The 23,729-nt window shown below is 69.4% G+C and carries 19 protein-coding genes and 1 pseudogene; 12 read left to right on the top strand and 8 right to left on the bottom strand.

What is annotated here, in order from left to right; genetic code table 11:
- Positions 1-159: 159 nt before the first annotated feature.
- From ACY0PA_RS05085 to ACY0PA_RS05100, 4 genes are all read right to left on the bottom strand, one after another.
- Entirely contained in the window at positions 160-1,638 is a 1,479-nt protein-coding gene (locus tag ACY0PA_RS05085) for a hypothetical protein (RefSeq protein ID WP_473083537.1), read from the bottom strand.
- Positions 1,639-1,885: 247 nt separating this feature from the next.
- Positions 1,886-2,086 carry a hypothetical protein gene (locus ACY0PA_RS05090; protein WP_473083538.1) on the bottom strand — a complete coding sequence of 67 codons (201 nt, stop codon included), beginning with the start codon at positions 2,084-2,086 and terminating at the stop codon, positions 1,886-1,888.
- A gap of 234 nt (positions 2,087-2,320) precedes the next feature.
- A complete protein-coding gene (locus tag ACY0PA_RS05095) occupies positions 2,321-3,508 on the bottom strand; it encodes a GDSL-type esterase/lipase family protein (protein WP_473083539.1) in 1,188 nt (395 codons plus the stop codon).
- Positions 3,509-3,588: 80 nt separating this feature from the next.
- Positions 3,589-4,158 (bottom strand): TetR/AcrR family transcriptional regulator, encoded by a 570-nt coding sequence (locus ACY0PA_RS05100; protein WP_473083540.1) that lies wholly within the window; start codon positions 4,156-4,158, stop codon positions 3,589-3,591.
- A 205-nt stretch (positions 4,159-4,363) separates the two neighbouring features.
- Here ACY0PA_RS05100 and ACY0PA_RS05105 point away from each other — a divergent pair, with 205 nt between their 5' ends.
- Positions 4,364-4,507: a 50S ribosomal protein bL37 gene (locus ACY0PA_RS05105; RefSeq protein ID WP_473083541.1), complete on the top strand. Its 144-nt coding sequence runs from the start codon at positions 4,364-4,366 to the stop codon at positions 4,505-4,507.
- Between the two features lie 137 nt (positions 4,508-4,644).
- On the top strand, positions 4,645-4,917 hold the full coding sequence (locus ACY0PA_RS05110) for a hypothetical protein (RefSeq protein WP_473083542.1): 273 nt from the start codon (positions 4,645-4,647) through the stop codon (positions 4,915-4,917).
- A 5-nt stretch (positions 4,918-4,922) separates the two neighbouring features.
- On the opposite strand, the gene ACY0PA_RS05115 is transcribed toward ACY0PA_RS05110, so the two are convergent.
- The gene (locus ACY0PA_RS05115; protein WP_473083543.1) at positions 4,923-5,354 is read right to left on the bottom strand and encodes a VOC family protein; all 432 of its coding nucleotides are present in this window, start codon (positions 5,352-5,354) and stop codon (positions 4,923-4,925) included.
- Positions 5,355-5,475: 121 nt separating this feature from the next.
- Entirely contained in the window at positions 5,476-6,705 is a 1,230-nt protein-coding gene (locus ACY0PA_RS05120; protein WP_473083544.1) for an MFS transporter, read from the bottom strand.
- A gap of 113 nt (positions 6,706-6,818) precedes the next feature.
- Between ACY0PA_RS05120 and ACY0PA_RS05125 the strand changes: the two genes are divergently transcribed.
- Positions 6,819-7,151 carry a DUF6233 domain-containing protein gene (locus tag ACY0PA_RS05125; RefSeq protein ID WP_473083545.1) on the top strand — a complete coding sequence of 111 codons (333 nt, stop codon included), beginning with the start codon at positions 6,819-6,821 and terminating at the stop codon, positions 7,149-7,151.
- 385 nt (positions 7,152-7,536) lie between these two features.
- Positions 7,537-7,749, top strand: coding sequence for a hypothetical protein (locus ACY0PA_RS05130; RefSeq protein ID WP_473083546.1), 213 nt, complete (start codon positions 7,537-7,539; stop codon positions 7,747-7,749).
- 584 nt (positions 7,750-8,333) lie between these two features.
- Here ACY0PA_RS05130 and ACY0PA_RS05135 read toward each other — a convergent pair.
- Both ACY0PA_RS05135 and ACY0PA_RS05140 read right to left on the bottom strand, forming a co-directional pair.
- Positions 8,334-9,130 (bottom strand): IS5 family transposase gene (locus tag ACY0PA_RS05135; RefSeq protein ID WP_376692667.1). Its coding sequence is split into 2 segments (ribosomal slippage): positions 8,334-8,795 and positions 8,798-9,130, totalling 795 coding nucleotides; the frame shifts between segments, so codons are not numbered across the junction.
- 47 nt (positions 9,131-9,177) lie between these two features.
- Positions 9,178-10,416, bottom strand: a complete 1,239-nt coding sequence (locus ACY0PA_RS05140) for an RNA-guided endonuclease InsQ/TnpB family protein (RefSeq protein WP_473083547.1) — start codon at positions 10,414-10,416, stop codon at positions 9,178-9,180.
- Positions 10,417-10,960: 544 nt separating this feature from the next.
- Between ACY0PA_RS05140 and ACY0PA_RS05145 the strand changes: the two are divergent.
- The 8 genes and pseudogenes from ACY0PA_RS05145 (at position 10,961) to ACY0PA_RS05180 (ending at position 23,714) form a co-directional block, all read left to right on the top strand.
- A pseudogene (locus ACY0PA_RS05145) lies at positions 10,961-13,563 on the top strand (PA14 domain-containing protein).
- A gap of 149 nt (positions 13,564-13,712) precedes the next feature.
- Positions 13,713-16,112, top strand: a complete 2,400-nt coding sequence (locus ACY0PA_RS05150; RefSeq protein ID WP_473083548.1) for a beta-L-arabinofuranosidase domain-containing protein — start codon at positions 13,713-13,715, stop codon at positions 16,110-16,112.
- A gap of 253 nt (positions 16,113-16,365) precedes the next feature.
- On the top strand, positions 16,366-17,376 hold the full coding sequence (locus ACY0PA_RS05155; RefSeq protein ID WP_473083549.1) for a LacI family DNA-binding transcriptional regulator: 1,011 nt from the start codon (positions 16,366-16,368) through the stop codon (positions 17,374-17,376).
- 275 nt (positions 17,377-17,651) lie between these two features.
- Positions 17,652-18,767 carry an aldose epimerase family protein gene (locus tag ACY0PA_RS05160; protein ID WP_473083550.1) on the top strand — a complete coding sequence of 372 codons (1,116 nt, stop codon included), beginning with the start codon at positions 17,652-17,654 and terminating at the stop codon, positions 18,765-18,767.
- A 193-nt stretch (positions 18,768-18,960) separates the two neighbouring features.
- Positions 18,961-20,058, top strand: coding sequence for an ABC transporter substrate-binding protein (locus tag ACY0PA_RS05165; protein ID WP_473083551.1), 1,098 nt, complete (start codon positions 18,961-18,963; stop codon positions 20,056-20,058).
- A gap of 110 nt (positions 20,059-20,168) precedes the next feature.
- Positions 20,169-21,722 (top strand): sugar ABC transporter ATP-binding protein, encoded by a 1,554-nt coding sequence (locus ACY0PA_RS05170; RefSeq protein WP_473083552.1) that lies wholly within the window; start codon positions 20,169-20,171, stop codon positions 21,720-21,722.
- Complete coding sequence (locus ACY0PA_RS05175; protein WP_473083553.1) at positions 21,715-22,677, top strand: ABC transporter permease; 963 nt, start codon at positions 21,715-21,717, stop codon at positions 22,675-22,677. The genes ACY0PA_RS05170 and ACY0PA_RS05175 overlap by 8 nt, the downstream gene beginning before the upstream one ends.
- Positions 22,674-23,714, top strand: coding sequence for an ABC transporter permease (locus ACY0PA_RS05180; protein ID WP_473083554.1), 1,041 nt, complete (start codon positions 22,674-22,676; stop codon positions 23,712-23,714). Before ACY0PA_RS05175 ends, ACY0PA_RS05180 begins: the two co-directional genes overlap by 4 nt.
- Positions 23,715-23,729: the final 15 nt, after the last annotated feature.

Below are 23,729 nucleotides of genomic sequence, written 5' to 3' on the forward strand. Positions count from 1 at the left end.
ACCGGCGCCCGACCGGCACTCCTACCGCCGGGTAGCCGGGTGAGGCGCCACTCCCCCCGGCCGCGGACTCACCCCTCAACGACCCTCAAACGACCCTGCTCGCCCCGGCGGCCAGACCGGGCCCGATCACGGGCCCGGTCCCCGGCCCCGCCGGGACCCTCACTCGCCGAACCCGCCCGCGAAGCGCAGTACTCGTTCGAGCTCCTCGACGGAGACGAGGCGGCTGCGCGGGCGCAGCATCCCGGCGATGCCGTACGCACCCAGCTCGCGGCAGCGCCGCACCAACCAGCCCCAGTCGAGGTCGAGATGGCGGGCGAGCGACCGCAGCCGCTCCTCCGAGCTGTCGCCCTTGGTGACGCTCTGGCTGCGGGCGTGGTCGACGACCTGGGCGTAGGCGCTGACATCGGCCAGACTGTCGGTGGTGTCGACGTGCCAGATACCTTCGCCGCCCAGCCAGTCGGCGGAGATGACGCGGCGTCCGGGAACCAGTACGAAGCCGTCGATGCGCTTGTACTCCGGCTCGGCGCACACCCAGATCGTCTGCCCGTCGCGTTCCATCATGGCCACGGCCAGCCACAGCAGGATCCGCTCGTAGCGCCGGCTCGCGCCGGCCTCCGCCTCGGGGATGCAGAACACCCGCTCGGGGGCGGCTTCGCCGTCGGCGAGGCGCTCCTGAAGCGCGTCGCGGAACTGCGTCCAGGACGCGAAGAACAGCCACACCGCGGCCTCCTCTCCCGTCCGCACCGGGGTCCAGAAGACCGGCGGCGAGCTGCCCTCGTCGAGGCGCCGGATGATGTGCTCGGCACAGAAGTACATGCCGAGCCAGGCGCTGCCGACGTTGGTGAGCTCCGGCACGGCCGACCGCGCGACCGCCGAACGCCGCTGCGCCCACAGGGGTTCCAGGGTCTGCTGCTCGGCGTGCAGCACATGGTCGTTGGCCAGCAGGCTGTCGTCGACATTCAGCATCGCCCACAGCAGCCCGTACGTGAGGTCGTCGATCTTGTACGGGGTCGAGATCGGCATCGTCTCGGCGGTGACCGCTAATTGCCGGCGGGCGTGGGCGGCGTCCAGCGCGTACAGGCCGTCGTCGCCGAGTGTGCCGAGGAGCAGCGCTCGGCGCGTGGCCCGCGTGAAGGCCCGTATGTGGGCGTGGTGATGGGCTCCGATGACCACACGGCCGTCCTGCTCGGCGGCTTCGTAGAGCTGGACGGCGACGGACGTGCCGTCGAAGAACCGCTGGCCGTCCAGGTGCCACACGCCCTCCATGCCGGAGGCCCGGCCCATGGGGTCCAGATAGGACGTGTCGAACATGGCGTTCAGGAGCCGCGCCGCGTCCCGCGCGGCATTGGGCGCGATCTGGGGCAGTACGACGCCGCGCTCCACCGCGGGCCGCAGCAGCGTCTCGACGTCGACACCGAGCATGAACTCAAGGACGGCACCGGCGTCACTGCGGGGTATCTGGTCGCCGGAGAGCCAGCGCTTCCAGGTGGCCTGGGAGGCGGTCACCGTCGCCAGGTCGGGCCGGTTCAGTTTCGCGGCTGCGAGCTGGGCGGACCGGGTGAACTCTTCTTCGAACGTAGCGAAGTGGCCGCAGCCCCGCTCGGTCAGCAGGGCCCGCAACAGCGTCCGGGGGCGCATCGATTAACTGTCTCCACGTCTAAGAGTCGCGAGCCCCCCGTGGCTCGCCGATTGTCCGGCCTGAGTCGGTCAGCCCCTGATCACGGATCCGGGCGAGGACACGTCCGAGCCGACAGGGCCCGGGCCGCGGAGATCAACTTCTTCATGCCGAGCATTATGCATACGGACCGTCAAACCATGGGCATTGGTCCGGGAATTGGTGTACCAACCGCCCGCCGACGCGATGGCTGAAAGGTCGCCGGCCCGGTCAGCCGTGCCTGATCCAGTTCCACCTCCGGATGACCATGATCACGGGCCCGACCAGCATGGCGAGCATCCACATGCCGACGCTGGCCGGCGAGTAGACGTAGTACTGCCACGAGGCCGGAAGCGCCGACGGCGCCAGGAGGAGCGCCGTCAGAACAACCCAGGTCACCGCCACCACAATGATCATTCGCGCAGCTGTCACTTCGCCCTCCCCCTCAGAGGCCGCCCAGCATAATCGCAGGCCACAGGGCCGGTCGCCGCCTACAGCGGCCGTTCCACATGCTGAAGCAACGCTTCCAGTGCCGCGCTCGGACGGGGTTCGCCGTCGCCCTGTCCGTCAGGCGCGTCGCGACGCGCCTGACGCGCCTGACGGACCAGAGGCTCGGCACGGCGCGCAGGGGGTGATACCACGCGACGCCTGGCAGGGACACGAGCCTCAGGAACGCTCGGTCACCGCGAACGCGAACGGACCGTCCGCGCCGAAGGCCAGGCTGTTGAAGCGGTCGCCCATGCGCCGGTGGGTGGCGGCGTCCGGGTGGAGCTGGTCGGGCAGCGGCAGCTCGGCGAAGTCCGCCTCGCCGTACAGGTCGCGGCCGTCGAGGTAGTACAGGTTCGGGTCGTCCTCAATCCGCTGCTTCACGACGCGCGCCAGCTCGTCCCGGATGACGTTGAGCGTGAGCTTCCCCGCTGCTCGCTCCGCCGGGTTGCCAGCGGCCATGAACTGCAGCCTGCCCGCACTGAGGTTGCTGAAGTCCGGGGCGCTGGGGCCCGGAGTGTCCTCGTGGATGGCGCAGTAGATCGGCGACACGACCAGCAGCGGCACGGTCGGGTGTCCCTCACGGATCGTGTCGAGGAAACCGTGCACCGCCGGGGAGAACGCGCGCAGGCGCATCAGGTCGGCATTGACAATGTTGATGCCGATCTTGACGCTGATCAAGTCCGCGAGGGTGTCCCGTAGGGCACGCGCGGTGAACGGGTCGAGCAGGGCACTGCCCCCCAGACCGAGGTTCATCAACTCCACGCCCCCGAGGGAGGCGGCCAGCGCCGGCCACGTCGTGCTGGGGCTTGCGGCGTCCGAGCCGTGGCTGATCGAACTGCCGTGATGCAGCCACACCTTGCGCCCGCTGTCCGGCATGCGCTCGACCCGGGCATCGGCGCGCAGGGCGACCAGCTCGGTGATCTCGTTGTACGGCAGCCAGATCTCGACGTCCTTCATGCGGTCGGGCAGCCCGGTGAACCGCACGGTGCCGATGGGTCCGGGCCGGGTCTCCCTGGTGCCTGTGGTCATGTCCACCATCTGTACATTGCCGCCGGTGACACCGGCCTGCGCGGCCAGGCGGCCGTCGACCAGCAGGTCGTACAGGCCGTCCGGACGGGGCGGAGCGCCCTTGTAGGCCATCTTGGTCCGCAGCGCGTCCAGTTCGATGACGGTGGCCCGGGTGCGGAACACCAGCCGTACGCCGGAGGGTTGGGCCTCGGCCATGGCCAGTTGTCCGTCGGAGCACTGCGCGCGGGCCCGCGCGGGCAGCCGGTGCGGGAGCACGCCGTGCTCGGAGCGCTCCAACTCGTACGCGCCACGCACGAGGTCCGCGGTGACGGGAGTAGTGATCCAGCTGTCGTTCATGTGTATCGCCTCAACCTGTTGATCAATATCGCCTGTGGGGCTGCTCGGGCGCACCGATACGGGTCGGCACGGGTCCGCGGTCAGGGCGCGGGCCAGTTCCGCAGCGTGGCGTCGAGGGAGTCGAGGATTCGCGACCAGCTTTCCTGCGAGTCGGGTGCGCTGTGGCTGAAGCCTCCCTGCATCTCCAGGCTGACGTAGCCGTGGAAGACGCTGCCAAGGAGCCGGACCGCGTGGGTCTGGTCCGGCTCCGTGAGGTCGTAGCCGCGCAGGATCGCCCGCATCATCTGTGCGTGCCGGACGCCGGCGCTGGCGGCCGCCGTCTCCGGGTCGAGCCGCAGCTGGGCTGCCGCGTAGCGACCGGGGTGTTCCCGGGCGTAGTCGCGGTAGACGTTCGCGAAGGCGGCGAGGGCGTCCTTGCCCGCACGCCCGGCGAGCGCCGCGGCGCCCCGGTCGGCGAGCTCCTCCAGGGCGAGCAGCGCGATCCCGGTCTTGAGTTCCTGGGAGTTCTTCAGGTGCGAGTACAGACTCGCGACCTTGACGTCGAACTGTCTCGCGAGCGCAGAGACGGTCACCTTGTCGAACCCGACCTCGTCGGCCAGCTCGGCGCCGGCTCGGATCAGGCGTTCCCTGGTCAGCCCTACACGCACCATAACCTTCACTCCAATCAACGAAATCGATTATGCAGCTACCTAAGTCTTTTAGGCAAATTCGCATTCAGTTTAGGTAACGCGCACGAGGAAGGGGGCAGCCCGCAGGACGGATCGTCACAGCGGCGCGTCGCCCGGCCAAAACGGGGGGCGGGAGTGGTGGCATGGGCCACGTCATTACCGGTCGCGCCCTTGGGTAGGCGGCCGGATGATCGTCTGGGTCAGCCCGCTCATCCAGGCAGGACCGAAGAACAGCGACACCTGGGAGGTAGCAATGTCCTCGAAGCGACGGCGCAAGAAGAAGGCTCGCCGCAAGCACGCCGCGAACCACGGCAAGCGCCCCCAGTCCTGAGGGAACTCGCCAAACGGGTCAGGGGCGGCGCCGGACGGCGCCGCCCCTGACCCGTTTCGCTCACACCCCTCCGGCATTCGTGTCACCCGCGCGAGCGCTGACCGGGATCGCCTCGACGGCGACCTAGGATCCGCTGCGTGGCACACACCTTCGACGAACTCGTCGAGAGACAGCAGGCCGCGAACGCGGCACACCACGAGGTCCTGAGACTCCGGGACGGCTACGGGCCACCGGGGCTCGAGCCGTTGAGCGAGTCGCAGACCCAGACGTACGAGACGGCCTGGCGCGCGTGGCGGGACCTGGCCCGCGACGTCCAGCAGGCCGTCACCGAGTACGCCAAGGACGAGGGACTCGCCAGGCACGACGTAGAGGCGGACGTGAAGGCGAAGGCCGGCGGCGACGCCGAATAGCGCGGTCAGGCGGCGAAGACCTGGGAGTCGTCGGCGAACGCCTTGAACTCCAGGGCGTTGCCCGCCGGATCCAGCAGGAACATCGTCCACTGCTCGCCGGGCTCGCCCGCGAAGCGTACGTAGGGCTCGATGACGAACTTCGTGTCAGCGGCGCGGAGCCGGTCGGCGAGCTCCTGGAACACAGGGATCGTGAGGATCAGACCGAAGTGCGGTACGGGCACGTCGTGTCCGTCGACGGGGTTGCGGATGTGCTCGGCGCGGGTGCGGGCGAGGTGAGTGACGAACTGGTGGCCGTGGAGATTCCAGTCCACCCATGTGTCGGCGCTGCGGCCCTGCTCAAGACCGAGCACCTCACCGTAGAAGTGCCGGGCGGCGGGCAGGTCGTCCACGGGCATGGCCAGGTGGAACCGCGGGATCGGCGAGTCGAGTTCGGTCACGGGGGCCGGTCTCCTTTCGGGAGACTGCTCGGGAGACAGGTCGGGAGACTGCGCGGCGGCGGAGCGTCAACAACGCTTGCCGCCCAGGACGCTGTGGGCCTACCCGTCCGCGGCGTCGAGATCACACCGTCGAAGCCGCAATCCGTACGGGTGCCGGATGCTGGCGCGTTTCCGCCGCCCACCGCGCCACCGGCCCCAGTGCGTACGACGCCGCCAGGACCAGGCCGCCGAGCAGCAGCCAGCCCGGCGTGCCCATCCCGAGCAGCAGCGCGGTGAGCAGCAGCGGGCCGAGCGTGCGGGCGACCGTGACGCCCGTACCGAAGAAGCCCTGGTACTCGCCGATGCGCCCGGCCGGGGCCAGGTCGAAGCCGAGCTGCCAGGATCCGGCCGACTGGAGCATCTCGGCGGCGACCAGGAGCACCGATCCTCCGACCAGGGCGGCGACCGCGGCCCAGACCGAGCCGGTGGCCGAGGCGGCGAAGATACCGCAGGCCAGGAGCATGAGCACGCCTGACCGGCGGATGGCGCGGGTCGCTGTGGGGAGGCCGGAGACCGAGCGGGCCGTGCGGACCTGGAAGAGCATCACCGCGCCGGTGTTGAGCATGAAGAGCGCGGAGACGAGCCACGTGGGGGCGTCGGTGCGCTCGTTGATCCACAGCGGGAGCCCGAGGCTGAGCAGCGGCATCCGCAGGAGAAGAACGGTGTTGAGGAGGGTCACGGCGGCGTAGGGCCGGTCTCGCAGGACTTCGAGTTTCGCCCCGCGGACGGCCGGCGCCGGCGCGACGGCCGGGAGCCGCAGCAGGACGAGCGCGCAGAGGACGAAACTGACGGCGTCGATCGCGAACACCGTCAGATACGCCGACTTCGTCCCGGCGGACAGTGCGAGGCCGCCGAGCGCCGCGCCCACCGCGAGACCCGCGTTGAGCGTCGACTGCAGGTGGGCGAGCGCACCCGTGCGGTCCTCCTTGGCCACCAGACCGGCGAGCAGCGCCTGGCGCGCGGCCGCGAGTCCCGACTGCGCGCTCGCGTAGAGGCAGGCAGCCACGAGGAAGGGAAGGAAATCGCGTACGGCCAGGAAGGAGGCGACCGCGGCGCCGGTCGCGAGGGCGAGCAGGACCGCCGTTCCACGCGGGCCCCGGCGGTCCGCGATCCGGCCGAGCGGGACCCCGACGGCTGACCCGACCGCCCAGGCGACGGTGAGGCCGAGGCCGATCCTGGCGGGCGCGAGGCCGACGACGTGAGCGAAGTAGAGCGCCGAGGTGACGTAGTACGCGCCGTCGCCCAGCGAGTTGCTCAACTGGGCCAGGGCGAGGGTGCGTTGAGGGCCGGCGGACGGCAACAAGTTCGGCATGGCAATGACGGTACGCTCGCATCGGCCCACCCATGTGGGGCAATTCCGGGCTCGACGCTTGGGCCATTCAATGGGCGTACTGCCTGGCCGGAAACCGTCGTAGAATCGAACACATGTCCGAACTGCCGCCCGACCTGCCAAGGCTCCGCACGCTGGAGACGTGGCTCGTGCTGTCTCTGGACAGGGTGCGCCGCAAGATCGCGGAGGCGGAGCGGCAGGAAGCCGAGAAACAGCGCGGCGAACGGAACCTGCCACCAGCCCCCGACTGGCTGATCGAGATGGGGCTCGGCGGGCGCGCACCTGTGTACGTGCACGTCGGCGGCTGCCACATGGCCGGCAACCGTTCGCGAGGCGTCACGGACGACCAAGCGCGCCGCGCGCTGTGGGAGCAGGTGCCGGCGTGTCCGCACTGCAACCCCGACGGGGTGCTCGGCGTGCTGGACTGACCCTCATGGCGGGAGCCGTCACAGCGCTGGTTCCGAGGCGGCCTCCGGATGATCCGCCGCCCACGACGCGAGAATGCGGCCGCGACCAGGAGCAGTGCCGCGGCGGCCCATGCCGGAACCCCCGCGAACAGCGAGGTCAGCGAGCAGGAGATCAGAAAGACCACGCCCGCCCGCCGGTACGCCCCGCTACCCGCCGCCGGTGAATACGTGCAAGAGCAAGAGCGTCAGGTGACGCCTCCGGCGGACAACCATGGCGAGAGCCCGCGCACAAGGCGAGCCCCGCCCGGCCGGGGGGGGTGGGCCGAGCGGGGCTCTGACTCTATCTTCCAGCAAAAACGCCTGGCCAGCGGATGCACGCGCCCGGCATTCGAATGACCCTGTAACTATGGACGTCGCGCCGATAGTCGTGCACCGCCCCTCGCGTACGGGTGGGCGCAGGGTGACAGCGCACGGTCAGATACTTGGCCTCGCGCACTCCGACATGGAAGTCGTCGAGTTCCTGCTCCGGGCCGGGCTGCCGGACGCGGAGACGCTGCTCGACGACCCGGCCTGGGTGAAGTGGCGCGGCGGTCGGGCCCACCACTACGAAGCGGCGTAGGCGGGCCCACCGAGAGGCCCTGGCTTTCGCGGCTTCCGGCCCGGTTCAGCAGGTCGGAGAAGACATCGCCACGGTCCGACAGGGAAGTCGTCGAGTTCGACGATCTCGAACGGGTCCCCCAGCAGCTCGCCGAGCTCCGGGACATCGCCATCGCTGGGCGTCCAGCTCCAGGCGTCGACCGCCCCGCGATGAACAGCGGTGAGTCGCCGTCCCAGCTCTTGATGCGCTTGAGCAGCCCGTCCCGGTACTCCGCCGCCTTTCCCTGCGGGAAGAAATTGCCGATCCACCCACCCGTCGGCCCCTGCACTGAACGACCCCGGCGACCACTCCGGAAACGGCCCGACGCCATTGCAAACGAGCCGACATCGGCAAGCGCCGGGCACGGGACGCGATCTCCACCCGGTTCGGCTCACCCACGGACCTGCGGCATCCACTCGATTCGACACAGCCGCACGCTTCACCCCCGTGCCGCCGGAACCCTACGCAGGAGCTCCCCTGCCGTGCACCCCTGATCCATGTCCAGAACCAGGCACAGATTGAAGCCCCGATAGTCCCTGTCAACGACCCGGGACTAAGAGATCATCTCAATTGGTGAGTCTGCGGTAGCAGATGAGGGTGCAGGCGATGCTGGTGAAGGCCAGGAAGTGGATGGCCTGCCGCTCGTAGCGACGGTGGAGACGTCGGCAGCCGGCGAGCCAGGCCATGGTGCGTTCGATGGTCCACCGGTGGCGCCCCAGCTTCTGTGACGTCTCAACTCCCTTGCGGGCGATGCGCGGTGTTATGTGGCGTAGGCGGAGCCATTGCCGCAGGTGACGGTTGTCGTAGGCTTTGTCGGCGTGAAGCTTGGCGGGGCGCCGACGGCGTGGACCGCGCCGGGATCTGATCGGTGGGATGCCGCGCACGAGCGGTTCGAGGGCCTGGCTGTCATGAAGGTTGGCGCCGGAGATGCCGACGGAAAGCGGCAGTCCGGTCCGCTCGGTGATCAAGTGGATCTTCGAGCCGTACTTGCCCCGATCTACAGGATTCGGACCCGTCAGGTCCCCTTTTTCAGGGCCCGCATGTTCACCGAGTCGATTGCGCATCGTGACCAGTCCAGCTCGCCTCGAGCCCCCAGCTCATCCAGGACCAGACGATGCAGTTTCGCCCAGACCCGTTGTCGGCTCCACTCCATGAACCGGCGGTGAGCCGTGGCCCCCGATGGCCCGAACACGGGCGGGACCTGCGACCACGTGCACCCGGTCGTGGCCACGAAGACAATCGCCGCCAACACCTCACGGTCCCCATGACGGCGCCGGCCACCACCCTGCGGCCGAGTCGGCGCCTCCGGCACCACCCGCTGGAACAACTCCCACAGCCCATCTGGGACCAGACGCTCAGTCAGCAACACAGCACCACACTACCGGCATCACCAATTGAGATGATCTCTAACTAAAGTCCCGGGCTTGCACAACGGGCGCCACTGGCTGTGGTGCTGGGTTTGCGTCCTGTCCCGTGCCCGGTGTTCGGGGGTGGGTCTGGGGCGGTTGACTGCGCCCCGCGTCGCCACAACTCTTCCGCACGGTGGCGGATGTTGCGGGAGCCGTTCCAGTCCGCGTGTGCAACGACACCGCAGGACCGGCATACGAAGCGGGCCTGACTGACCCGGTTCGCCTTGTCGATGTGCCCGCATTCGGCGCAGGTGCGGGAGGTGTACGCCGGATCGACGTGCACCACCGGCACCCCCGCCTTGCGGGCCTTATACGCGATGAACGCTCCGAGCTGGGCGAAAGCCCAACTGGTGTGGGTGGCCCGTTGGGGCTTGCGAAGCCGTACCCGTGCGCGGATGCCCGTGAGGTCTTCCAGGGCGATTCCGCGACCGGTGCGTTCTGCCTCGGCCACCACATGCTTCGCGATCTTGTGGTTGATGTCCTTCACCCGCCGCGCCTCCTTACGACGCCGCCTTTTCAGGCGCCGTTTGGCGGACGGGGTGTTCTTACGCTGGAGTTTCGTCCGCAGGGTGCGCTCGCGCAGGCGCCCGCGATTCAGCTGACGTCCGGCCATGATCTGACCGTCCGAGGTGGTCGCGATGTTCACGATCCCCAGATCGATCCCGAGGAACTCCACAACGCTGGTGTTGAGTGCGGCTTCGGGGACCTCGCAGGTGGCGGTCAGGAACCACATGCCGTCGCGGTACAGCAGATCGGACTCGCCCTTGCGACACAGAGCCAGGCGGGCCAAATGCTCGGGCGACGCGGTGAACGCCACCTGCTTCATCCGGCCCGACAGGGTCCAGATCGACACCGTGCGCTGCGTGTACTGCCAGGACAGCATCCGGTCGTCATACGGCTGCGCACCCTCCGGCCGAAAGGCGATCGGCTTCTCGACCGCCCGCCGGTAGCGCTTGGAGGAGGGCTTGCCGAGATTCCCGGCCGTCAGGTTCGCCTTGAGCGTGGTGTAGGCGTCGCAGGTCTTCTTGATGACGTGCTGGGCCGCCTGAGCTCCGAGCCCCCACCGGTCCTTGACCTGTCCGTAGGTGTGCTCGCGCAGGGCGAAGTTGCGCTTGATGCCCTTCTCGAACGCCACGGACGACACCCAGGTCGCGGCCTCGTTGCAGGCATGCAGGGTTTCCTCAAGTGCCGCCGCCTGCACGGGCGTCGGCAGGAGTTTCACCTGCACGGTCAACTTCACGACCGTGACGTTACCTGCCGCCCGACGTACCGGCATTCGAACAGCGCACATCCCTTACCGGGCACTTTGGCCCGGTCTTTTTTTGCGGGCGCTCCGCGCCCGTGTTGCCGCGGCGATGCTCCGCATCGCCGTCACCGGATGCGATTCCTTAAGGATTGAGGCGGTCCGGTAGGACCGGGTATGGCTGATGCGAGTACCGCCATCCTCGACTTCACGCCCCACCCACCGCCCCGACCTTGTCGACCGCACGCCGACCGCACGCCCCAGCAGGCCACCGCGGGCAGCGTCCGCCCGTTCGAGCCGGGGTCAGCCTGACAGAAGTTTTGAACGCGTTCAACCGAGTCGGCGAAGCCGCACTCGCCTTCTCGCCGGCAAACTTTGCAGCCCGTCGGATCGCCCCCGCGGAGTTACCGGGGGTCGTCTTGTCGTGACCCTGGACAGCGCACCAGAGGGCGTGCTGTCATGCCAACTGCCCGCTCCTTCCAACGTTGTACAAACGCAAGCGACGAGCCGCCCCCTCTTCTTCCTCAGTCAAGGAGGATTCGTGCGCACCAAACGACTCAGAGGCCGACTGGCCATGCTGCTGGCCGCGGGACTGGGCCTCGCGGCACTCACCGGGTCGCCGTCGGCGACAGCGGCCGACGACCCGGTCGAACCTCACGGCCTGAAGGGCGAGTACTACACCCAGTCCGCCCCCGGAGCCTTCGACTTCAACGAGCTCAAGGCCACCGGCTTCGACCCGAAGCTCGACTTCGACACCCTCGAGCCGCGGCTGCGGACCGCCACCGGCCAGGCCGACGACGCCAGTGTGCGCTGGACGGGCAAGGTCGTACCGGAGAAGACCGGCGCGACAACGTTTTCCATCACCGGCGACAACGGCTTCCGGCTCTGGGTCGACGGCAAGCTCGCCATCGACCACTGGGTCGACGACTGGGACAAGGAACAGACCTCCCAGCCCGTCGAGTTGACGGCCGGCAAGGCGTACGACATCAAGGTCGAGTACTTCGAGCACTTCGGCGGCTCGAACCTCCATCTGCGCTGGACCGAGCCCGGCGAGACCAAGGAAGCGATCCCCTCCTCCGCCTTCCGGCTGCCCGACGGCTGGGACTACGACGGAGCGATATCGACGACCGTCCTCAAGGACGGCCGGACTCTCAAGCTCGACTTCGCGCAGTCCCTCGCGGCCCCGCCGGCCGGACTTGCGGATCATCTCCAGGCCGTGATCGGCGGAGCCCAGTGGCCGCTGTCCACGGTCAAGGCCGACCCGGCCGACCCCCGCACCCTGCTCGTCGGGCTCAAGGAGCCGGTCGTGGGCAAGAAGGGCGGCGGCGCGTCCGGCCAGGCCGATGTCACGTATGACGGCAAGGGCGGACTGACCGGAACGGACGACAACGCCGTCGGCCAGTTCTGGAGCAGCGGCCCGAACGACTCGGAGTACGAGCTGCGCACCAAGTGGGCCGACGAGGTGGGGCCGAAGAACGCCCACCCCGAGTACCCGCGCCCGCAGCTCACCCGGGACGCCTGGCAGAACCTCAACGGCGAGTGGCAGTTCACCGCGGCGAAGTCCGGCGACAAGCCACCGGTCGGCAAGCAGCTCGGCGAGAAGATCCTCGTGCCCTACCCGGTCGAGTCACAGCTCTCCGGCATCGAGCGCCACGAGGACCGCATGTGGTACCGCCGCACCTTCACGGTCCCCGCGGGCTGGAAGGTCGGGGACGGCAAGCGCCTCCAGCTGAACTTCGGCGCCGTCGACTGGCAGTCCGAGGTGTACGTCAACGGCACCAAGGTCGCCGAACACAAGGGCGGCTACGACAAGTTCAGCGCCGACATCACGGACGCGCTGAAGCCGGGCCGCTCCCAGGAGCTGATCGTCGGCGTCTACGACCCGACGGACGCGCAGGGCGGCGAGAACCCGCCGGTCGGCAAGCAGCGCCTCGACCCGAGCGGCATCTGGTACACCCCCTCCTCCGGTGTCTGGCAGACCGTGTGGATGGAGCCGGTCGCGGCCGACCACGCCGCCGACCTCAAGATCACCCCGGACGTGAAGGCAGGCAAGGCCACCGTCGAGGCCAAGGGCGTACGGGACGGCGTGCCGGTCACGGCGACGGCGTACGACGGCAAGCGGAAGGTCGCCACGGCGAGCGGGGTCACCGGCGCACCGCTGACCCTGAAGATCGACAAGGCGCATCTGTGGTCGCCCGACGACCCGTTCCTCTACAACCTCGAGGTGAACGTCGGCAAGGACAGCGTCGGCAGCTACTTCGGGATGCGCTCCATCTCCGTCGAGAAGGTGAACGGCACACCGCGAACCCTCCTCAACGGCAAGCCCGCCTTCATGATGGCCACGCTCGACCAGGGCTTCTGGCCCGACGGGCTGCACACCGCGCCGACGGACGAGGCGCTGGCCTACGACCTGAAGATGCACAAGCAGATGGGCTTCAACTCGGTCCGCAAGCACATCAAGGTCGAGCCCGACCGCTGGTTCTACTGGGCGGACAAGCTCGGTCTGATGGTGTGGCAGGACATGCCGGCCATGAGCGCGGCGCCGGACGCGGCCGCGCGCGCCGAGTACGAGCGCGAGATGAAGACGATGATCGACCAGCACAGCAGCCACCCCTCGGTGGTCATGTGGGTCACCTTCAACGAGGGCTGGGGCCAGTACGACGTGGGCCGCATCGCCGAGCAGGCCAAGGCCTGGGACCCGACGCGGCTGGTCAACAACATGTCGGGCCTCAACCTGGGGGCGGACGGCGGAACCGGCGACATCATGGACGAGCACGGCTATCCGAGCCCTGCCCTGCCGCCGCACCCCGACGGCAAGCGCGCCCTGGTCAGCGGCGAATACGGCGGCCTCGGCCTCGCGGTGCCCGGTCACGCCTGGGCGGTGCAGCAGTCGTACGTGGAGTCGACCCGGCGAAGTACACGGACGACTACCTCGCGCGCCTCGCCGAGGTACACAAGCTGGCCTGCCAGGGCAGCAACGGCGCCGTGTACACGCAGATCTCGGACGTCGAGGGTGAGCTCAACGGCCTGCTGACGTACGACCGCAAGATCGTCAAGCCGGATGTGAAGCGGGTGAAGGCGGCGCAGGAAGCACTGATCCGCGACGCCTCGCAGGCCACCGTGGCCGGTTGCTCCGGCAGCTGAGCGCGGTCGGTCCGACATAGGCCCGGTCCCCCTTTCGCGCCTCGCGGGGCGGAAGGGGCGCCGGGCGCGGCTCGCCCTTCTTGCGCGAACGCGGCCCCTTCGCACCCTCCTCCCCCCGTACCCCCGCACCCCCGAACAGGAGCACCCGCATGCCTGTCAGCAGACGCGCTCTTCTAGGTGCCGGCGCCCTGGGCCTGGGCGCCGCGGCGCTCGGCGGCCCGTTCGCCCCGCCCGCGGCGGCGGCTTCCCGGCCGTCGGCCGGCACGCCGGCCCCGGACGCGTTCCGGAAGCTGCCCTCCGGCAGTGTCACCGCCCGTGGCTGGCTCGCCGGACAGCTGAAGCTCCAGCTCGACGGGCTGTGCGGCCGGTACGAGGACCTCTCCCACTTCCTGGACTTCGACAACACCGGCTGGGTGCATCCGGAGCGCGGGGCGTGGGAGGAAGTGCCGTACTGGCTGCGCGGCTATGTGCCTCTCGCGGTCGCCACCGGTGACGAGCAGGCCCTGGCCCGTTCGCGCGAGTGGATCGACGCGATCCTCGCCACGCAGGAGAGCGACGGCTTCTTCGGCCCGCGCGCGCTGCGGACCGCACTCAACGGCGGTCCGGACTTCTGGCCGTTCCTGCCGCTCCTGATGGCGCTGCGGACCTACGAGGAGTACTCGAGCGACCGGCGCGTCGTCCCGTTCGTCACGCGCTTCCTGCGCTTCATGAACGCCCAGGGGGCCGGAGCCTTCAACTCCAGCTGGGTTTCCTTCCGTTGGGGCGACGGACTCGACATCGTGGTGTGGCTGTACCGCCGTACCGGGGAGAAGTTCCTCCTCGATCTGGCGGGCAAGATGCACACCTTCGGGGCGGACTGGACAGGCGATACGCCCTCGCGCCACAACGTGAACATCGCCCAGGGGTTCCGTGAGCCGGCCCAGTACGCGCAGCTCACCGGCTCTGCCGAGCTGACCCGGGCCACCTACCGCGGTTACGACGCCGTGATGGGTGCGTACGGCCGGTTTCCCGGCGGTGGCATGGCCGGGGACGAGAACTACCGCCCCGGCTTCGGGGACCCGCGTCAGGGCTTCGAGACCTGCGGCATCGTCGAGTTCATGGCAAGCCATGAACTGCTCACGCGCATCACCGGTGACCCGGTGTGGGCGGACCGCTGCGAGGAACTCGCGTTCAACATGCTGCCCGCAGCACTCGACCCGCAGGGCAAGTCCCTGCACTACGTCACCAGCGCCAACTGCGTCGACCTCGACAACACCCCGAAGACACAAGGGCAGTTCCAGAACGGTTTCGCCATGCAGTCCCTGCAGCCCGGCGTCGACCAGTACCGCTGCTGCCCGCACAACTACGGTATGGGCTGGCCCTACTTCAACGAGGAGCTGTGGCTCGCGACGCCCGGTGACGGCCTCGCCGCCGCCATGTACGCCCCCTGCACGGTCCGCACGCGGGTCGACGGCGGCACCGAGGTGACCGTCGTCGAGGAGACCGGCTACCCCTTCACCGAGACGGTCGAGTTCAGGCTCTCCACCCCGAAGCCGGTGCGTTTCCCGCTCCAGCTCCGCATCCCGGGGTGGTGCCGCGGGCCCGAACTCCTCGTCAACGGCAAACGTCTGGCGGCCGAGGACGGACCGGCCTGGGCCAAGGTGGAGCGCACCTGGCACGACGGTGACGCGGTGACACTGCGCCTGCCTCAGCGCACTTCCGTACGCCACTGGCCAGACAACCACGACGCCGTCAGCGTCGACCACGGACCGCTCACCTACTCCTTGAAGATCGGCGAGCAGTACGAGCGCTACGCGGGCGACGACACGTTCCCGCACTACGAGGTGCACGCGACCTCCGCCTGGAACTACGGGCTGTCCCCCGCCCCCGGCCTCGCGTTCCGGCGCGGCAACGGGCCGGTCGGGGAGAATCCGTTCACCCATGAAACGACGCCGGTGCAGATCACCGCGCAGGCCCGTCGCATCGAGGAGTGGGTCGCGGACGACGAGCACGTCGTCGCGCCCCTGCAGAGCGGACCGGCCCGCAGCGACGCGCCCGTCGAGACCGTGACACTCGTCCCGATGGGCGCGGCCCGACTGCGGATCACGGCGTTTCCCCAGGCCTCGCCCGACGGCAGGGCGTGGACGCCGGAGCCCGCGTTCCGGCGGATCGCCAACAAGCACAGCGGCAAGGTCCTGGCCGTCGACGGCATGTCGACCGAGAACAGCGCCCGCGTCGTCCAGTTCGCCAACTCCGGTACGGGCGACCACGCGTGGCAGCTCGTCGACAAGGGCGACGGCTGGCATCTGATCCGTAACGGCCAGAGCGGCAAGGTCCTCGGGGTCGACGGGATGTCGACGGCCAACAGCGCGCACGTCGTCCAGTACGAGGACAACGGCACCGCCGACCATCTGTGGGCGCTCGTCGACAGCGGGGACGGGTGGTACCGGATCCGCAACAAGAACAGCGGCAAGGTCCTCGGCGTGGACGGGATGTCGACAGCGGACAGCGCGCAGGTCGTCCAGTTCGACGACAACGGGACGGACGACCATCTGTGGCGGCTGCTCTGAGGTCGTGACCGATCGTGGCTCGCCGGGATCCCGGCGCGCCACGGCGTCGGTGTGCGGGTGTCCGCTTCCTCGACGGTCGAGCCGCTGGTCCAGCGGCCGGTGCCGGGTATGTCCGTCCCCCTTGCCACCTTTCGCCGCGCGGACGTATAACGTTGCAAGCCCGGCTCCAGAGCCTTTGCGTCGGGGCCATGGCTCCGGCGCCGTGCGGGCACGCACCGGTCCCGGCGCCCGGAAGGTCACCGGAAGGAATGTTGTGCGGGTCAGCCTCAAGGACGTCGCCGCGCGTGCGGGCGTGTCGATCAAGACCGTCTCGAATGTGGTGAACAACTACCAGCACGTCACCCCCGCGATGCGCGAGCGGGTGCAGCAGGCCATCGACGAGCTCGGCTACCGGCCCAACCTCACCGCCCGCCACCTGCGTCAGGGGCGGACGGGCATCATCGCCCTCGCCCTGCCCGAGCTCGGCAACCCGTACTTCGCCGAGCTCGCGGCGGCGGTGATCGACGCCGCCGCCCTGCACGACTACATCGTGCTCCTGGACCACACCGGAGGCCGACGCGAGCAAGAGGTCCTGGTCAGCCAGGGGTTCCGCGCACGCGTCATCGACGGCCTGATCCTGAGCCCCATCGAACTGGAGGCGGAGGACCTTAGTGAGCGCACGGAGAACGTGCCTCTGGTCCTGCTCGGCGAGCGCCACTACGACCTGCCCTACGACCACATCGCGGTGGACAACGTCGCGGCGGCCCGCACGGCCGTCCGTCATCTGATCGACATGGGGCGCCGCGAGGTGGCGTTCATCGGCGCCCGCCGTGGCCACAGCCAACCCGCCCACCTGCGTGTTCAGGGGTGGCGCGAGGAACTCCTGTCGGCGGGCCTGTCCGTGGACGACGGGCTGATCGCGACGACCGAGGGGTGGGGGCACGCGGACGGCGCGGCGGCGATGACCCGGATCCTGGAGACCGGGCGCCGGCCCGACGCCGTGTTCGCGTACAACGACCCCATCGCCATCGGAGCGATGCGGGTGCTGTCGGAGCGTGGTCTGCGCGTGCCCGAGGACGTCGCCGTGGTGGGCTTCGACGACGTCGTGGAGGGGCACTTCGGGGCGGTCACGCTCACCTCCGTGTCGCCGGACAAGGAGGCCATCGCGCGGATGGCGGTCGAGTCGGTCCTGGCCCGGCTCGGCGGCCAGGCGGACGAGCCCCGCCGCGTCTGGGCGGACTACCGGCTCATCGCGCGCGAGAGCACGCTGGGGCGGAACACGTAGGGCGAGCTGCGGGACCAAGTGATCGTTCCTGCCGGCAAGCCCGTAAAGGACTGCCCGCCGAAATCCCCGACCCGTTGGCCACCGGACAACCGCTCGACCGCCGAATGGCCGAAAGACCCGAGCAGATACCTGTACCGACCTCTTACAACGTCGCCTTACAACGTTGTAATGTCCCAGCGTCCGCAGCTGCCGGTCCCCGGCTCCGTCCGCGCCCCGCTGGCATCGCCCGCGTCCGGCGCCGGACGAAGCCCGGCCCTCACCCCCGCGAGGAGCCCATGTCCTTCGCCGTCCCTTTCCCGGCACCCTTCGGCGCCACCCCCTCGGGTCTCCCGGTCGAGCGGTGGACTCTGCGCAGTGCGAGCGGAGTCGAGGCCGCCGTCCTGACGTACGGCGCCGTACTGCACTCTCTGCGTGTCCCAGGACCGTCCGGGAGCCGGCCGCCCGCCGAGGTGGTCCTCAGCCTCCCGGACGTGAAGCACTACGCCACCCATGGCGCGTATCTCGGCGCTGTGGTGGGGCGGTACGCCAACCGCATCGCCGCGGGCACGTTCACCCTGGACGGAACGCGGCACCACATCCCGGGCAACGACCGGGGCAACTCGCTGCACGGCGGGGCCGACGGGTTCGACCGACGGGTGTGGCGTGCCGAGTCCCGCGAGCGGCCCGACGGCGCGGCGAGTGTGCGCCTGACCCTGGACAGTCCGCACGGCGACCAGGGCTTTCCCGGTTCGCTCCAGGTGTCCGTCACCTACACCCTGGCGTCCGACGGATCCCTGACGCTCGACTATCACGCCGTCACCGACCGTCCCACGCCGGTCAATCTCACGAACCACGCCTACTTCAACCTCTCCGGGGACCCGGACCGAGGGGTACTCGACCACCTTCTGACCGTGGACGCCACCACGTATCTGCCCATCGACGAGACGGGCCTCCCGTTGCCTGACGCACCCGCACCGGTGGCCGGTTCGCCGTTCGACTTCACGCGGTCACAGCGGATCGGTGCGCGGATCGCCGAGCGCGACGAGCAGTTGAGGCGCGCCGACGGATACGACCACTGCTGGGTACTCGACGACCGTGAACGACCCTCCGAAAAGGGGCAGTTGGCCCTGCGGCGTGCGGCCCGTCTCGAGGACCCCGGCAGCGGGCGCGTGCTCGAAGTGCACACCAGCGAGCCGGGACTCCAGGTCTACGCCGGGCAGCAACTCGACGGCGGCTTCGCCGACTTGCTGGGTCGCAGGCTGGGCGCCCACTCGGGCCTGTGCCTGGAGACGCAGCACTTCCCCGACTCCCCCAACCGTCCCGACTATCCGAGCACCGTCCTGCGCCCGCACCAGGCCCTGCGCAGCCGGACCGTGCTCGGCTTCCCGCACCTCACAGCGGTCGCACGGTGACCACGACCGGACGGCCCGCCCGAATCACAGGGCGGTCACGTCCCGCACAAAGGCTTTACACCCTCCTTTCAACGATGTAAAAACTCCTGCGGGGCGGACCAGTCGAGGCTCTCGCCTCGTCGAGCCGCGCACGCGCCGCCCTCGCTGCTCCCTGCCAACCCTCCGTCGCCGCGTCACCCGGATCGGGGTCACCATGAAGCACTTCGCCCACCGCCGTCACCTCACCGCCCGCCCTGTGATCGTGGCCCTGGCCGCGGCCATGGCGCTCACCGCCTCCGGCTGCGCCAAGTCCGAGGACGACGCCTCGAACGAGTCCGACTCCTCCGCGTCCGCCGCCGACGCGGGCCAGAAGGTCGTCACGCCGAAGTCCGGCAGCAAGGGCTGCACGATCGACGCGTACGGCGGGAAGAAGCTCGACCTCAAGAACGCCACGGTCGGCTTCTCGCAGTCCGAGAAGGAGGCCAACCCCTTCCGGATCGCCGAGACGGCCTCGATCAAGGCCGAGGCGGACAAGCGCGGTCTGAAGCTGCTCACCGCCAACGCCCAGTCCCAGTTCTCCAAGCAGATCAGCGATGTGCAGGACCTCCTCGCCAAGGGCGCCGACCTGCTGGTGATCGCTCCGCTCAACTCGGACGGCTGGGAGCCGGTACTGAAGGCTGCCGCGGCCAAGAAGGTGCCGATCGTCACCATCGACCGCAAGATCAACGCCACGGCGTGCAAGGACTACGTCAGCTTCATCGCCTCGGACTTCGTCGACCAGGGCAAGCGCGCCGCCGACCAGATGATCGAGGCGACCGGAGGCAAGGGCGAGGTCGCGATCCTGCTCGGCGCCGCGGGCAACAACGTCACCACGGAGCGCACCAAGGGCTTCAAGGACCGCATCAAGGAGAAGGCCCCCGACCTCAAGGTGGTCTTCCAGCAGACCGGCGACTTCGCCCGTGAGAAGGGCCAGCAGGTCACCGAGCAGCTGATCCAGTCCAAGCCCGGCATCAAGGGGATCTACGCCGAGAACGACGAGATGGGTCTCGGCGCGGTCGCCGCGCTCAAGGGCGCCGGCAAGAAGGCCGGTGACGTGAAGATCGTGACGGTCGACGGGACGCGCAACGCGGTCCAGGGCATTGTCGACGGCTGGATCAGCGGTGTCATCGAGTCCAACCCGCGCTTCGGCCCGCTCGCCTTCCAGACCCTGGACACGTTCACCCAGGGCAAGGAAGTCCCCCAGGACGTCATCATCCAGGACGGGGCCTACGACACGAAGAACGCCAAGGCCGAGATCGGCAAGGCATTCTGACGCAGCTTCAGGCGGGTGGTGTGGGGCAGGCCCGGCGCCGGCCCCACCCCGCCCCCGACCTCCGTACTCCGCTCCCCTGCCCTAGCCGTCACCCCACCCTGGAGGCACAGGTGGCTCCCTCCGCCGAAGTCCTCACTGTCCGCGGACTCAGCAAGTCGTTCCCCGGTGTCCGGGCCCTCGACGGTGTGGACCTCGCGCTGCACGCCGGTGAGGTCCACGCCCTGATCGGCGAGAACGGCGCCGGCAAGTCGACGCTCATCAAGGTGCTCACCGGTGTGTACCGGCCCGACGCGGGAGACATCACCTTCCAGGGCCGCCCGGTCTCCTTCGCCACACCGCTGGAGGCCCAGCACGCGGGCATCTCCACGATCTACCAAGAGGTCAACCTCATCCCGCTGCTGAGCGTGGCCCGCAACCTCTTCCTGGGGCGCGAGCCGCGCAACCGGTTCGGGCTGCTCGACTTCGGCCGTATGCACCGCGACGCCGCACAGACGCTGCGCGCGTACGGGGTGCGGGTGGACGTGCGGCAGCCGCTGCGCACGCTGGGCGTCGGCGCCCAGCAGATGGTGGCCCTGGCCCGGGCCGTCGCCACCGACGCACGCGTCGTCATCATGGACGAGCCGACCTCCTCCCTCGAACCACGGGAGGTGGAAACGCTGTTCGAGGTGATCCGCCGGCTGCGCGCCGACGGGATCGCCGTCATCTACGTCAGCCACCGTCTCGACGAGCTGTACGCCGTGTGCGACACCGTGACAGTGCTGCGGGACGGCCGCCGCGTGCACACCGGACGGCTTGCGGACCTGGACCGGCTCACGCTGGTGTCCACGATGCTGGGGCGTGACATGGGTGAGGTACGCAGTGAGGGCGTCACCAAGTTCACCGGCGAAAACCATGCCGCGAGTTCCGAACCTGTGCTCAGGGCACGAGATCTGACGGTTCCTCACAAACTGCTCGGAGTCTCGCTGGACATCCGTCCCGGCGAGGTCGTCGGTCTGGGCGGGCTGCTCGGGTCGGGGCGCACGGAGACCGCCAAGGCGATCTCCGGGGCAATGCCGTCGAAGGCGGGCGGCGTCACCGTGGCCGGTGTCCCGCTGCGCTCGGGATCCACGCCCGCCGCCATCCGCGCCGGCATCAGCCTGCTGCCCGAGGACCGCAAGAGCGAGGGCATCGTCCCCGGGCTCTCCGTCCGCGAGAACATCGCGCTGGCCGCGCTGCCGAGGCTCTCCCGCTTCGGTCTGGTCTCCGAGGCCCAGGTCGACAAGATCGTGGACACCTTCGTCAAGAGGCTCCGTATCAAGGCGTCCTCGCCGGACCAGAAGGTCGGTGAGCTGTCCGGAGGCAATCAGCAGAAGGTGCTCCTGGCCCGCTGGCTGGCGATGAACCCGAAGGTGCTGCTCCTGGACGAGCCCACGCGCGGCATCGACGTGGGCGCCAAGGCCGAGGTGCAGAAACTGGTCGACGAACTGGCCGACGACGGCCTCGGTGTCCTGCTCATCTCCTCCGACCTGGAGGAACTCATCGAAGGATCCGACCGCGTGGTCGTGCTGAAGGACGGCGCGGTCGTCGGCGAACTGACCGGCGACGACGTCACGGAGGACAAGCTGATGCAGACCATCGCGACGGGCAGCCCCGGCGCCGTCGGGGAGGTGACCCGCCATGGCTGAGGCCGCGATACGCCCGGTCGCCCTCGACCGCGCACGAGTCCTGCAGTGGATGCAGACGTACGGCGTGTACGCGGGCGTGTCCGTCCTGCTCGTCGTCAACATCGCCGTGACGCCGCACTTCCTGTCCGCGGAGAACTTCCGGACGCAGGCCGTGCAGGTCGCGCCCGTGATCATCGTCGCCCTCGGCATGGCCCTGGCCATCGGCACCGAGGGAATCGACCTGTCCGTGGGCGCGGTCATGGCGCTCGCGGCCTCGGTCACTGCCCTCTATCTGGGATACGGGCTGGTGCCGGCCCTGCTCACGGTGGCCGTGTTCGCGGCTGTGGTGGGCCTGGCCAACGGAGCGCTGGTCGCCTGGGTCGGTGTGCAGCCGATCGTGGCCACCCTCGCCCTCATGGTCGGCGGCCGAGGCATCGCCCTGGTGCTGCTGCCGCAGCTCAAGGACCTGCACAACCCGGGGCTCGCATCGCTCGGTTCGGGTGACGTGCTCGGCATCCCCTACCTCATCGTCATCGCCGCCGCGCTCGCTCTGCTGGTCGCCTTCGTCATCCGGCGCACCACCTTCGGGCGGCAGTTGCTCGCCATCGGCGACAACCGGGCGGCCGCGAAGCTCGCGGGGCTCCCGGTACGCCGCGTCCTGATGCTCGTCTACGTGGCGTGCGCGCTCCTCGCCGCTGTCGCCGGTGTGCTCGCAACCGCGCGGCTGCAGGCCAGCGACCCCACGTCGCTGGGCAACCTCATGGAGCTGTCCGCGATCACCGCGGTGGTGGTCGGCGGCACCCCCCTGAGCGGCGGCAGGGTCAACATCGCCGGAACGGTGGCGGGCGCCGTCCTCATCCAGCTGCTGACCGCCACCCTCATCAAGCACGATCTGCCGCCCTCGTGGACGCAGATCGCCCAGGCCATCGTGATCGTGCTTGCGGTGTACGCGGCGCGCGGACGGGGGAAGCGATGACGGCGACCAGGACGGAAACGGAAGAGGCCGTGGCCCGTACCGAGAAGGAGCTGCTCGACGCCGCCGAGCCCGTGGGCAGCAGCCGCTCCGAGCGGCTGAGCGCGCTGGTCCAGCAGCACGGCGCGCTCGCGGTCCTCCTGATCGTGTCGGCGGTGGCGTCGCTGAGCTTCGGCTCGTTCGCCACCGGGGACAACCTGTCCAACATGGCGACGAGCTCGGCGTTCCTGGCGGTCGTCGCGCTCGGCATGACCTTCGTCATCATCACCGGCGGCATCGACCTGTCGGTCGGTTCGCTCTTCGCTCTCGGCGGTGTTCTGGCCGCGTGGGGTTCGCAGTACGGCACTTTGGCGGCGCTCCTGCTGCCGATGGTCGTCTGCGGTCTCATCGGTGTGGTCAACGGCCTGCTGATCGCCCGCTCGCGGCTCGCTCCCTTCATCGTCACGCTGGCCGCGATGCTGGGCGCGCGCGGCCTGATGCTGTCCCTGACCAACGAGGGCGCCGACACCTACCTCGTCAAGAAGGGGTCGTTCCTCGCCGAGCTCGGCCAGGGCACGACCCTCGGCGTCGGCAACCCCGTGTGGATCACTCTGGTCCTGTTCGTGGCGGGCGCGGTGGTCCTGCGCCGCAGCCGCTTCGGCCAGCATGTGTACGCGGTCGGCGGCAACGAGGATGCGGCCGCCCTCATGGGTGCTCCCGTGGCCCGCACCAAGATCATCGTCTATACGCTGTCCGGCGTCCTCGCGGGCCTGGCCGGCGCGCTCAACGCCGCCTGGCTCGCCTCCGGCGTCACGATTCTGGGCAACGGCATGGAGCTGGAGGCCATTTCCGCGGTCGTCATCGGCGGCACCCTGCTGACCGGCGGTCTGGGTTACGTCAGCGGCTCTCTGGTGGGTGTGCTGCTCCTGAAGGTGATCCAGAACGTCATCAACCAGATCGGCTCCCTCGACTCCTCCTACCAGCAGGTCGTCAGCGGCGCGTTCCTCGCGGTCGTGGTCATCGCGCAGACGTGGCTCGGCCGCAGGCGGCAGTTGTTGTAGGCGACCGGATCGCGC

The sequence above is a fragment of the Streptomyces sp. DS1-CR2 genome, assembly GCF_055760475.1.